2 protein-coding genes are annotated in these 14,536 nt (G+C 47.9%); both read right to left on the bottom strand.

Going from position 1 to position 14,536, the window contains the following annotated elements:
• Positions 1–3 precede the first annotated feature (3 nt).
• The gene (locus BMW79_RS04850) at positions 4–1,011 is read right to left on the bottom strand and encodes a PorP/SprF family type IX secretion system membrane protein (protein ID WP_089896780.1); all 1,008 of its coding nucleotides are present in this window, start codon (positions 1,009–1,011) and stop codon (positions 4–6) included.
• An 89-nt stretch (positions 1,012–1,100) separates the two neighbouring features.
• Positions 1,101–13,964, bottom strand: a complete 12,864-nt coding sequence (locus BMW79_RS04845) for an Ig-like domain-containing protein (RefSeq protein WP_089891283.1) — start codon at positions 13,962–13,964, stop codon at positions 1,101–1,103.
• Positions 13,965–14,536: the final 572 nt, after the last annotated feature.

Raw genomic sequence — 14,536 nt, 5'->3', positions numbered from 1 at the left:
AGATTATAACCTGGGACAAATAAAGTATTCTTCGTTCAGCATCCTTCTTTTGCGGCTGATAAAAGAGAGTGAGATTTCAAAGCTCTGGCTGCCATTTACCAGGCGGCGCATATTGGAGGTATTGGCATCATAACTCATACCCAGTACGAAACTCTTAAAATGGAAACCGGCAAAAGGAATTACCGCATCATTGAAACGATAGTTTCCACCTACCAGGAAATCGAACTCGGGGTTTACCATCAACTGTGCATACATCCCTGCCACAATCTCCTCTGCGTTACCCTGTCTCATGTAAAGCCCGGTAGGAGTAAGGGTAAGGGCTTCATTCAACCTGATTTTGGTACCACCATGCACCAGGTATCTTACAGGTAATTTTCTTTCACTGCCATCTGCGGAGAAAGGGTCTTTTGGTTGTGTAAGATGTTGCGCAGCGAATCCGGCAAATGGATTAAACATATGATTGGGATTACCATCAAAGTACACCACACCTGCGCCGGCGTCGAATTGATTAGAAGTAGTATTGCTTACATTTTCACCATTAAAGATGCTGGGGTCAAAACCGGTTACCGGCTGATACTGGCTACCTGTTTGAAACTTAGCAGGATCCAATCTTCTGTTAATGAGACCTGCATTGATACCAAATACCAGCTGACTGGTTTTGGTACGGCCAAATTTTACCCCGGTATAAGATACACTGGCCATGGCATTGAAGTAATTATAGCCTGCGTCACCTGCGGCCATATTCATCACGTTGATACCAACGCCAATGTTCTTATCGGTAGCAGCATCTGCGGAAATGCCTACAGTCGAAAATGGCTTTCCGTAGTTGGCCCACTGGTTGCGATAATCGGCGCTTACCCTGTAATCACCGTCTATTACACCTGTTAAAGCCGGATTAAGCCATAACGGGTAAGCATAATACTGTGAAAAGTGGGGGTCTACCTGGGCTACAGAAGTCCTGGGCAACAAACTGCTCCATAAAATTATTGCGACTATAAAAATCCTTTTCATAGGAACATTTTTTAGTATTTCTGGATAAACCGGGATGCTTTGCAGCACCCCGGTTTTATTACTGATTTGGTTTTTTTGATTAATCATGACTATCGCATGAGGGTTACGTTACCTTTCTTCGTGATGACTGTACCATCCTGCATTGTTGCTTTCACGATCCAAACGTATACGCCTACTGGTTGTTTCTGTCCACTCATGGTACCATCCCATCCCTGACGTTGGTCTTTTGATGTGAATACCAATTGACCCCACTGGTTATAGATCCTGAATTCAAGTTGTGCAATAGCGGTTCCATATACATACTCGATATCATTTATACCGTCACCGTTCGGACTGAAGAGGTTTGGTACGAAGATATTGTTGCCTTGAGGGTTCTTGGTCTTATCTGTTACGGCAGCAGAGAGTGCACTGTTCTGACAGATAGAGGCACCGATCGCTCTTACCTGGATAGTAGCGCTTTGATTAGGCTGCAGACCAGAAATAGTGTGCGTGGTTCCATTTGCACCTGAACTTGGCGGCAGGAATGTGATGCCATTGTCTGTAGTTACCTCGTAACGTTGTGCACCTGTTACCGGTGACCAGCGGAAGGTAATGGAAGTAGCTGTTGTATTATCCACAGTTACAACCGGTGCAGGCAGTGGTTGTGCCAGTTCGATATCGGCCCTTGTTCTGGCGGAGCTGGTGCAACCACCTGTTGTGAATGCTTCTACATAATAAGTGGTATTTGCATTCAGCGCATCTGTAACAAATGTTGGACCGGTGGTGATCGGTGTGCCATTGGTGGCTACTGAGTACCAGCGGAAGTTAACATCCGGTGTGGTAGAAGTAGCCGTGAGTGTAGCTGAGCTACCTGGGCATACTGCATCTCCACCTGCTACTACCGGCGCGGCCGGTGGTAATGTTACCTGTACGCTTACAGCGGTACGTGTTGGGCTGGAGCAGCCGTTATTATTGGATGCTTCTACATAATACATCTGATTCGCCGTTACCACAGGGGTCGTAAATGAAGCACCAGACGATGCGGAAGTTCCGCCTGTTGGTGTAGTGAACCAGTTGTATGTCAGCGTAGCATCCGGATTCTGCACATTTAATGTAGCGGTCAGACCGGAGCAAACTTTAATGGTAGCACTGGCCACTGCTGGTGCACCTGGCGCCGGATTCACTGTTACTTCTACCCTTGTTCTGCTGGAGCTGATACAACCTCCACTGGTAGATGCTTCCAGGAAGTATACGGCGCTTACGGTCGGTGTAATGGTAAAGTCAGGACCGGTAAACACTTCCGTACCACCACGCTGTATAGAGAACCATTTGTAAATGATACCGGCTTTTCTTGCTTTCACAGACAATACCACTGTTTGTCCGCTACATACGGTCAACGGATCTGCCAGTGGCGCATCTATTTCATTCTTCACTTCGGCGGTTACCGCTTTACGTGCACTGCTGCAACCCTGGCTGTTTAATGCTTCTACATAGAAGATAGTAGTGGCTGCCAGTGGTTTAGTAGAATAAGAAGTACCACTTGCCAGGAATACGCCGTCGTTCGGTGCATCATACCAGCGATAGGTTACTGTCGCATCCGGATTGCTGATATTAAATGTTACGCTACCGCCTATGCAGGTGAGCAGGTCATCAGACTGAACAGATGGTATCGGCGGTGTTGGATCCACAGATACACTTACTGCCGTTCTGGTGCTGGAGCAGCTACCCTGGTTGGCTTGTACATAGAAGGTAGTATTTGTAGTAACTACCGGAACACTATATACAGCGTCAGAGGAGAGCAGATGACCACCCGTAAGCGCATCATACCATTGGTAAGTAATACCAGGTCTGATAGTTTTCACTGCCACAGTGATGCCGGTACCAGCGCATGTTTTGAGTGCGGAGGCCACTACATCCGGAGCAGTTGGCGGTGTTACAACCGTAACAGTAGCTTTCACCCTGTTGGAAGCATTACCACATTTTGTAGCGTCACCGGTGGCTTCTACGTAGAAGTCCGTGGTGCTGTTGAGATTTCCTGTCTGGAATACTGGTCCTACACCTACAGAGTCATTGCCGGCGGCGGAAGTGTACCATTTGTAGGTGATGCCATTGGTAGCAGATGTTACGCGGAGCGTACCGGAAGTACCCATACAGATGGTCAGCGCATTGCTTTCCAGTATTGGTGTTGGCGCCTGTCCTACACCGATGGATACTTTGGCCCTCACGCTGTTGCTACAATTACCATTACTGGCTTCTGCATAAAGGTCTGTGTTTGCATTGAGCGCACCGGTGGTGTAACTGTTGCCGGTGGCAAGCAATTTACCGCCTGTTGGTGCGTCGTACCAGCGGTATATCACACCCGCTGCCGGCGTCTTAATAGAAACCGTTACACTGCCACCCTGACAAACGAACAGGGAAGAGGATGCGATCTCAGGTACCGTTGGTATGCTGTTTACAGTGATGGTGGCGCTGGTTCTGCTCGCGCTTGGGCAGCCTCCGTTTATCACTGCTTGTACGTAATAAGTCCTGGTGCTATCGAGGGCAGTAATATTGAATGTTGGGCCCTCATTTACTTTATTGCCATTTGTGGCAGCATCGTACCATTCGTAGGTAGCACCTGCTACAGGGCTTTGTACCTGCAGGGTAACATCACCACCTTTACAAATGTCCAACTTGTTGCTTACGAGTACCGGCGCAGCTGGTACAGGTACCACGTTGATCTTGGCGGCTGCTCTTGCAGATGGTTTACCACAATTGGAGGTATCGCCGGTGGCTTCTACATAATAGGTCGTATTGGCGGTTACATTATTTACCGTGAAGATTGGTCCGGTAAATACAGCATTACCACCTGTTAATGCAGTGTACCATTTGTAAGTGATCTTATCGATAGAAGAGGTCACTTTCAGTATCGCTGTTCCACCTTCACATACTGTTACATTATTGGATTCCAGGATTGGAGTAGGTGCTACACCCACACCGATGGAGATCTTCGTTCTGGACGCGCTGCTACAGCCACCCAGAGAAGCTTCCGCGTAGAAGTCTTTCGAAGCGGTGAGGCCAGTTACCTGGTACACAGGTCCGGTGAACAATAATGTGCCTGCAGTAGCGGCGCTATACCAGCGGTAAGTCAACGTGTTGTCTACATTCTGCACACTCAGTGTGGCGGTATCGCCTACACAGATACTGATAGCGGATGCTTTCACAATTGGAACCGGTACGGTGCTTACCGTCACTTTCACTTCCTTCGCAGCTCCTGGTGCGTTAGCACATCTGTTATCGCCTTCTACCGTTACAAAGAATGAAGTATTCGCAGTTAATGTATTGGTGGTATATGTTGCACCTGATGCAAGGAATGTTTTCAGTGCAGCATCTGCATACCATTTGAATATTGGGTTGGTTACTGTTGTGGAAGCAGCGGTCAGTTTAACCGTGGTATTTGCACAGATAGTAGAATCTGCTGCCACGATATCACTTCCTGTTGAAGTATGATTTACCGTTACTTTCACGGCCTTCAGATCACCCGCTTTATTTTCACACTTACCCGCGTTGCTTACGCTTACATAGTAAGTATATGTACCTGCGCTCAATCCGGTAATGGTTAATGCGCCAGTGTTGCTGACACCCTGTGTAATCGGACCTGTTCTGTCGGCATTTGCATACCATTTGAATACAGGGTTCTGAACAGTAGTGGTAGTTGGTGTCAATACCGCTGTATCACCTGCGCAGAGCACCTTGTCAGCGATCTGGATATCGGCAGCTGTAGCAGCGCTGTCTACGGTCAGGGTAATCTTCGTACGTCCGCTATCATTAGCGCAGTTGCCTGCATTCACTGCTTCTACATAGAAGTTATAGATACCTGCCTGCAGACTGGCCGGCGTAGTGTATTGGTTACTGTTGGTTACCAGCTTAGCACCACCTGTTGCCGCATCATACCAGTTGTATTGAATACCTGCTACAGCCTTCACCTGGAGGGTAACCGGTGTATTGAGACAGGTAGAGGCGTTATTGCCTGTTGGTACCGGTGCAGCCGGCAGACCCAGTACAGTTACTGTAGTGGCTGCAGATGCGGCACCCGGACAAGTATTCCTGGTTGGTACCACTGTGTAACTGTACACGCCTGAATCGAGGGTGGTTGGTGTTACGTAAGCGATACTATCCAGCAAGTGATTGCCCTTATTGTTGTACCAGCTATAGGTGATACCAGGTGCAGGGTTTATTACGCTGAGGGTAGCTTGTTTACCCTTACAGATAGTAGCGTTGGTTACCTGTACTTTTGGTTGTGCAATAGCACGTTGTGCGTAATTGAAATCTACATTCAGTAAAGTACCGACTACACCTGATCTAAGTTTCACTTCCACACCATCAAATGGTTTGGTTGGAACGAAGGAGAGTATGGCGCTTCTTCCACTGCTCAGCAGGTTCAGATGCAGGATCGGATTAGATGTAAGTACGGAATCCCCAGGGGTATTGCCATTATAAGTAGTCAGTTGTACACTGCCAAGTAATGAGGCAGAAAGTATCTGACCAGGGTTAGACAGCATTACTCTTACCGTATCGCCCGGAGTAGACAATCCGTTGAAGGTTGCCTTCTGGAATACAGCAGCATTGACAGCACCGAGGTTGATTACCAGGGAAGATGCCGTGCTGGTGAACGGATCTACTGCGAGTTGTGGGTTGTATACGTTGCCCAGTACCAGTAAGCCTGATCCGCCGATGGTTTGACCAGTTGCGCCTTCGCAAGGTACCTGACCATTCGGAGTTATTGTGATAGCATTCACGGCTATTCTTGCAGACTTACAGGTAGCCGCTCCCGGCAGGGATGCTTCCACCCAGTAAGTCACCGTTCCGAGTGCGGTAGAGGCAGGGCCTTCAAAAGTGGTTCCTTTAAACAGCACTGCTGTATCAGTTTGTGTTCTGAACCAGGAGAATTCTGCATTTGCAGCTGCTGCCTTAGCTGTAAACACCGGACGTTGGCCAATAACGATGGTATCGTTTACTGGTGTTACGGTTGGTGTAGCCAATGCAGTAGCAGTATTTACTGTGACTGCCGTTCTGGTGGCAGAAGTTGTATTACAGCTATCATTTTTCGCTTCTACATAATAAGTGGCCTGTGCAGTTACATTCTTCACAATAAATGTTAAGCCGCTATCAGGAACCGGATTCAGTCTGGTTCCACCGTTGGCTACATTGTACCATGCGTAGCTGTAACCTTTCACAGGATTATTGATGGCCAGTAACGCATCGGAACCAGCACACACTTCCACATTGGCCGCGCGCACTACCGGTGCTGCAGGAGCTGCTACTACTTTCACATCTACCTTAGTACGGCCGCTGCTGGCGCAATTATTCCTGAACGCTTCCACGAAGAAGCTGGTGTCGGCTGTTAATGCGCCGCTGGTGAAGGATACGCCATCTTTACCAGTGAGGTAAACACCCTTGCTGTTGTACCAGCGGTAGGTAACACCTGTTACTGGGGCAAGTACCTCCAGGGTAGCAGTGCTGCCTGCACATGCAGTAACTGATGCAGCCTTCACGTTTGGTGCTGCCAGCGCACGTTGTGCGTAGTTAAAGTCTACAGTTGTCAGCGCACCGAGAATACCGGATTTCAGTTTCACTTCCACTCCGTCGAATGGTTTAGTCGGTACGAATTCAAGGATGGCTTGTTTCTTACTGCTCAGTAAGGTGAGTTTAATGAGCGGATTATTTACTGCGAGTGAATCACCAGGGGTTGCACCATTATAAGTAGTCAGCTGTACTCCACCCAGCAGCGCTGCAGAGAGCACCTGGCTTGGATTAGACAACCAAACTCTCACCGTATCGCCAGGAGCAGATACACCGTTGAATTTAACTCTTTCCCATACCTGTGCATTCAGTGCTCCCAGGTTAATGACCAGGGAAGAACCGGTGCTCAGGCTTCCATCCACTGCCAGGGCAGGATTGTACACATTACCCAGGATGAGTAATCCGCTGCCGCCAATGGTTTGTGTGGCTGCGCCTTCACATGGGCCAGGATCTGGTCCTGGTTCAGGACCGTAGTAGATAACGGCTGGCACCCTGATTGATTTGCAGGTACCACCGCCGGTTAACCGTGCTTCTACCCAATAGGTAACCGTTCCTATTGTATTGGATACAGGCGGAGTAAACACAGGTCCGGTAAACAGACTATCTGTACCGGCCTGGCTACCATACCATATGAATTGTGCATTGGCTGCATTAGAAGTCGCTGTTACAGCGGTTTGTCTGCCAATTACTGTTGAATCAGGATTTGGAGACACCACAGGTGCGCTTAATGAAGAGGACAGTACGATGCTGATTTTCTGTCTGCCAGATGCGGCGCCACAGCTGCTTACTGCTTCCACATAGAAGGCAGTATCCTTAGCGATTGCTTTTACAGTAAATACGAAACCGCTGTCGGTATTCAGTTTAGTGCCACCGGTAGCTGTACTGTACCAGTTGTAGGTCAGAGAATGATCAGGGTTTGTTACCTGCAGTACGGCGTCAGAGCCAGGACAGATATTCACCGTTGCTGGTGCGCCCGGAACTGGCGGTGCAGGTGTTACGGTAACAGTTACCGGTATACGTTCCGGATTAGGACAGTTGTCAGGTCCACCCAGTACCGCTACGTAGTAAGTTACTTTTCCTGCTACTTTCAGGGTATCTGTAGTATATGTATTCTGAGAACTTAATACGGTATTGCTGGTCGAATCTGCATACCAGCGTACGGAAGTGCCGGCAGCCGGTGTTACGGACAGGCTGGCTTTGGTATTGATACAAGCCGTAGCGCTTGTGGTATTCACAGTGGCTTTAGGATAGATAATCCTTGCACCGTAGATATCAATTGAATTGAGCAGATTCAGCACACCCGTCATTTTCACTTCTACACGGTTGTAGGCAGACGGAGCTACTACTGTTGCCGTAAACTGCTGTCCGTTGAGTAAACGCAGGGTGAGCAGTCTTGACAGGGTATCTGTCTTAACCAGTGTATTGTTATTGTAGAGAGAAATCAATGTACCTCCCAGGAGACTTACATCTGCCAGGCCTACTGAATTACCCAGACGTACCTGTACGCTGTCTGAAGCAGTTCCTGCATGTGGGAAGATCAGCTGTTGATATACGGAACCGCCCAGCGCGCCCACTGGCACTGACAATGTTGTGAAATTGGTTTTAACACTGTCTATGTCGTTAGTAGGATTATTCACGCTACACAGGATACAACCCAGGGTAGTACCTGATGTCTGGCTGGTTGGAACATTACAATCCGGAGAAGGAATGAAATTACCAGTCACTTTCACGTTTACGGCTACACGTGCAGATTGGCAAGCGCCAGGAATCTGTACTGCGGCGTAATAGGTATATGTACCCGGGCTATTGAATGGTCCTACCTGGATGGTATCGCCTGTTCCTTCCACCGTAGTAGTAGTGGCATCTTTATACCATACAATGGTGGCGCCAGGTACCGGTTGAGCGCTCAGTACTGCTTTCACACCAGTAGTCACAACTACATCGCCGGTTACAACCGGTGTTGCAGGTGCAGTTACCACATGAACTGTGGCTGGTTTCAATGTACCGGCGGCATTTTCACACTGGCCGGTGCCGGATACACTCACATAATAAGTATAGTTACCAGTAGCCAAACCAGTGATAGTCAGTTTGCCCGTAGCACTATCCAGTGCATAGCTTACTGTTCCTTCCACCAATCCGTTGGTTACCGGAGATGTTTTATCTGCATTCTTATACCATCTGAATACCGGCGCAGTAACTGCAGCAGCGGTTGGTGTCAATACTGCTGGTCCGCTGGTGCAGGCAGTAGTGGTGTCTGCAACAGTAATGCTGCCAGCCTGGCTGATTGGATTTACAGTTACAATTACCGGAATCCGGTTTGGATTCGCGCAACCATTTGCGGCAATGGCCTGAACGTAGAAGGTATATTTACCAGCTACTTTCAGGGTATCAGTATTATAAGTATTTGTGGTACTCTTTATAACGGTGGTGGTAGAATCTGTATACCAGCGAACAGTAGTTCCTGCTGCCGGAGTAACAGTTAATGCGGCACGCTGACCAGCGCATACCACAACGTTTTGTGTGGTAACAGTTGGATCTGGTACTACTGCACGTACACCGTAGATATCCAGTGAGTTCAGCAGATTGGCCACGCCGGTGAGTTTTACTTCAACGCGATCATAAGCGCCACCTGCTGCAACTGCTGCAGTATAGCGTGTACCACCCAATAATCTTAAGGTGAGTAATTGAGATAAGGTATGTGTGCTAACAACCGTTGCACCATTATATACTGTAATTACAGCGCCACCCAGTACGCTTACATCAGCAAGGCCACCCGGAGAAGCCAGGTCGAGGCGGATGCTGTCTGTTGCATTCCGTACACCAGGGAAGATCAGTCTTTGATATACTGAGCCACCTAATAAGCCCACTGGTATATTCAGGCGGGTAAAGTTTGTTGGAACAGAATCAATGTCATTAGCAGGATTCTGTACGCTACACAGTATACAACCCAGCGTGGTTCCAGTTACCTGGCTGGTAGGTACATTACAATCTGCAGGAATTACCGGACCGGTTACAGTAATAGTAATTGGCAGACGGCTGGATTTGCAACCTCCTGCCAGGCTATCGCCTACATAATAGGTATATATGCCAGGATTCGTGAATGGCGGTAAAGTAATAGAATCTCCGGTAGCTATTGCCGCTTTGGTAGTATCACTATACCATAATACGATGGTACCCGGAGCACCAGCGGCCACTAATGTAAGTGGCAATCCTGTACTGATGGCTTGCGTCTGTACTACTGCTGGCGGAGCCGGAGCACCGGAAACAGTGATGGTTGCTGATTTGAGGCTGCCAGCTGCATTTTCGCATCTGTTACTGCCGGATACACTTACATAATAAGTATGCGCACCCTGAGCAAGACCGGAAACACTGAGTTTACCGGTAGTGTCTATTGCAAAGGTAGCTCCACCTATAACAGCGCCGTTTATAATAGCGGTTGTTTTGAGGGAATCAGTATACCATTTAAATACAGGAGCAGTAACACTTGCTGCAGTGGGTACCAGCGTTGCAGCTGCGCCACCACAGGTAGCATTATTACCTGTTACCGTAATATCTGCAGGAGTTCCCAGCGCATTCACAGTTGCTATAACCGGTATGCGTTCAGGATTAGCGCAGCCATTGGCATCTACTACTTCTACGTAGTAAGTAAATGCACCCGCAGTTTTCAGGCTGTCTGTTGTAAATGTTGGCTGAGTGCTCAGGAAAGCACCGCCGGTAGAATCTTTATACCAACGCAGGCTGGTACCTGGTCCGGCGGTAGCATTAAACACAGCACGCTGACCGGCACAAACTGTTACGTTTTTAGCAGCAATGGTTGGATTTGGACCAACTGCGCGAACGCCATAAATATCGAGAGAGTTCAGCAGATTAACTACACCCGTCAGTTTCACTTCTACACGATCATAAGCGCCGCCGGTAGGTACGGTAGCAATATAGCGTGTGCCGCTCAGTAATCTCAGGGTCAGTAATTGTGACAATGTAGTAGTGCTTACTACTGTTGCTCCATTATATACTGTTACAACTGCACCTCCCAATACACTCACGTCAGCGAGTCCGCCTGGTGAAGACAAGTCAAGACGGATGCTGTCTGTTGCAGCACCAGCTGCAGGGAAAATCAGTTGTTGATAAACCGAACCACCTAACAGCCCAACTGGTATATTCAGGCGGGTGAAGTTAGCCGGATCAACGTCAATATCGTTAGTAGGATTTGCCACGCTACACAGTACACAACCTAATGTAGTACCAGTAACCTGGCTGGTTGGTACATTACAACTGGTGGTCACTACCGGACCAGTTACAGTGATGGTAATCAGCAGACGGCTGGAGATACAACCACCCGCAATGCTATCACCTGCAAAATAACTATATACGCCTGGCGCAGTAAACGGAGGCAATGTAATAGAGCTGCCACTTGCGAAAGATGTGCCGGTAGTATCGTTACGATACCATATTACAGTAGCACCAGGTGCTGGTGTAGCCATCAATGTCAATGGTAAACCAGTGGTAACAGTATAAGTTTGGATGAGGGCAGGAGGGGCTGGATTTGCCACTACGGTAATCGTCGCTGATTTCAGGTTACCGGCTGCATTTTCACAACGGTTTGTTCCTGATACGCTGACGAAGTAAGTATGACTTCCCAATGCGAGACCGGTAGCAGAAAGTTTGCCGGCAGCATCAATGGTAAAGGTAGCACCACCTATTACAGCACCATTTATAATGGCAGTTGTTCTGAGAGAATCAGTATACCATTTAAATACAGGTGTAGTAACACCGGCCGCAGTTGGTGTCAGCGTTGCCACTGCACTACCACAGGTTACGTTGTTACCAGTTACTGTAATATCTGCAGGAGTTCCCAGGGCATTTACCGTAGCTGTAACCGGTATGCGTTCAGGATTGGCGCATCCATTGGCATCTACCACTTCCACATAATAGGTAACAGTACCTGCAGTTTTCAGGCTGTCTGTTGTAAATGCTGGCTGCGTACTCAGGATAGTACCACCGGTAGAATCTTTATACCAACGGAGACTGGTACCGGGTCCGGCTGTTGCATTAAATACAGCAGGCAGGCCGGCACAAACGGTTACGTTTTTCGCAGCAATGGTTGGATTAGGACCTACTGCGCGAACGCTATAAATATCAAGAGAGTTCAGCAGATTAACTACGCCCGTCAGTTTCACTTCCACCCGGTCATAAACGCCGCCGGTAGGAACTGTTGCAATAAAGCGGTTACTGCTCAGCAATCTCAGGGTCAGCAATTGCGACAATGTAGTAGTGCTTACTACTGTTGCTCCATTATATACTGTCACAACTGCACCTCCTAACAGACTTACATCTGCAAGTCCGCCTGGTGAAGCCAGGTCGAGCCGGATGCTATCGGTAGCTGCACCTGGTGCGGGGAAGATCACCCGTTGATATACCGAACCTCCCAACAGGCCGACTGGTATATTTAATCGGGAGAAGTTAGTGAGATCAGCATCGATAGCGCTAAGAGGATCTGCCACACTACACAGTACGCAACCTAATGTAGTGCCGGTTACCTGGCTGGTTGGTACATTACAGCTGGTGGTCACTATCGGACCGCTTACAGTAACAGTGATCTGCAGACGGCTGGAGATACAACCTCCCGGTGTGCTATCGCCTGCAAAATAGGTATATGTGCCTGGTACAGTAAACGCAGGCAATGTAACAGAACTACCATTGGCAAAGGAGGCACTGGTAGTGTCGTTACGATACCATATCACGGTTGTACCAGGAGCAGGTGTTGCTACCAGCGTCAGTGGCAAACCGGTAGAAACGGTATAAGTTTGTATCAGGGTAGGAGGGGCCGGGCCTACACCTACTGTTACAGTAGCCTGTTTAAGGTTGTTGGCAGCGTTTTCACAATAATTGCTATCTGAAACACTCACAAAATAATTGTAGGTACCTGCAGCCAGACCTGTAACGGATAATTTACCGGTAGTGTCTATATTGTATTTCACAAGGCCGTTTACCTGACCATCTGTAATGGCAGTTGTTTTCGCGGCATCTGCATACCATTTGAAAATTGGTTTTTTATTGGCAGTAGTTGAAGTAGGCGTAATCCGGATAGTATCTCCGGGGCAGGCAGCAGGGATGGTGGATAATGTCACATCAGCTGCCGTTGCAAAATTATTTACCTGAACATTCACCAATGCCTTGGCTGATTCTGTAGTACAGGTTTTCCTGGTAGCCGAAACATAGTAACGATACTTACCAGCAGCTGTGGTGCCGGGTACAATATAGGAAGAACCGGTACCAACCACTGTTAACTGAGTGGAATCGTACCAGGTATAATTAAGATTAACGTTATCGGGGTTACTGACATTGAGGGTCAGCGGTGTTCCAAAACACGTAGTCCGGACAGCACTGCCGCCGGCACCCGGGCTTTGACCCACACGTTGTATTTCATGTACGTTGATTGTACTGAGCACATTCAGCACACCACCCAGCCGGACCTGTATCCGGTCGAATGCTGCGGTAGGTTTAAATGACAACGTTTGTATACTGGTGCTTCCGGATAATAATTGTAGCGTCAGCAATCCACTGGAAGCAGTGATGTTGTCTACTTCTGTATTTCCATTATAAGTAACAATAGATAAACCTGACAACAGGGTCAGGTTCAACAGGGAGCCGGATTGGGAAACGAGTAGCCGTACTGAATCCCCGGGAGCAGATAGTCCTGGGAAAATTGCGGTAGCCTGGGCATAACCGGCCACGGAAACAGCGGCACTTAACGCTGCAAAGGTGGCGGGGTCCCCATCACCTGCTTTATATGCGTCTGTAACACCTCCAAGTGCACCCACACTTCCATTGATACCTCCCAGCACATCGATCGGCTTATCGCAGGCGATGGTACCGGTAGCAGGTACATCATAATAGGCTGCATATACATTCAGGCTAACTAATACAGATGCCAGTCCGCCATCGATAGTTATCCTCACCCTGTCGTAGGTGCCGGTGCCACCCGGAGCAGGAAAGAATAATTCTGCCTGGTTACCTGCGGCTAAAAGGTTAAGGTTTAACAAACCACCTGACAAAGGTATTTTAGCACCTACGGGAGTAGCGCCATTATATGCCTGTAAAGAAATACTGTTTAATAAAGCGAGTGATAATACACTACCGGAACCGACTTTGAGTATGATACCCTGCGTAACTGCGGGCTTCGGGGTAGCGCCGGAAAAAATATACTCCTGATAAACAGTTCCTCCGAGAAGACTGACATCAGCAGATACAGTGGACGCGGTATTCAGGAAACCTGGGGCCGCCGTACCGGCATCTACTGCATTGGCCGGATTGGAAACACTACAGACACAAAGTCCCACAACCTGGTTAGCCTGGGTATTCGCATATACACGTGTATTATAAGTTTGCGCCCAGCCGTAGTGGGTAGACATACCAAATAACAAAAGCAGTAACAAAAGGCTTTTCCAGGCTAACGAACCAGCTTTATGAAAAAAGTGAGCAATACTGGTTTTCACAGTAGCCTTCCCTGTGGGGCGAGGGAAATAGGAAAGAGCAGTAAAAGGGCAATTAGGAGTAGCTTTTGAATGCATAGCATCAAATATTTGAATAAAAATTGTTCGGTTTCATTGCGATACAACAAAACTCTAAAGGGAGGCAGGCAGGTTAGGAATGGCTTCGGGAAAGGATACTGGTTGATAAAAAAGTATGCTTCCTTGCGGTTATTTGTTAAAAGAATGTTACAAAAACGCTACGAATGTATATTGAAGGGGTGGTTTATGGATGTGCCTTTTTCGTTCATTTCTTTCGATCAATTCAGTTTGTTCAGTTTTGATTTTTGCTGTTCATTTCGTTCATTTAACGTGGAGTAAAAACAAAAAAAGGGGAGAGGAAATAAAAAAGATTGACACTTTAATCCGTACCGGCAGATTTTTTTAAAACAGCATTGTCAGCAGTTAGAGGGCTCTATTTTACTGCTAAATAAAATAATTTTAATATATTATAA

It is taken from the genome of Chitinophaga arvensicola (assembly GCF_900110835.1).
GTDB lineage: Bacteria > Bacteroidota > Bacteroidia > Chitinophagales > Chitinophagaceae > Chitinophaga > Chitinophaga arvensicola.
Note: the sequence above shows the minus strand (reverse complement) of the source record. Positions and strands in the feature narration are given on the sequence as shown.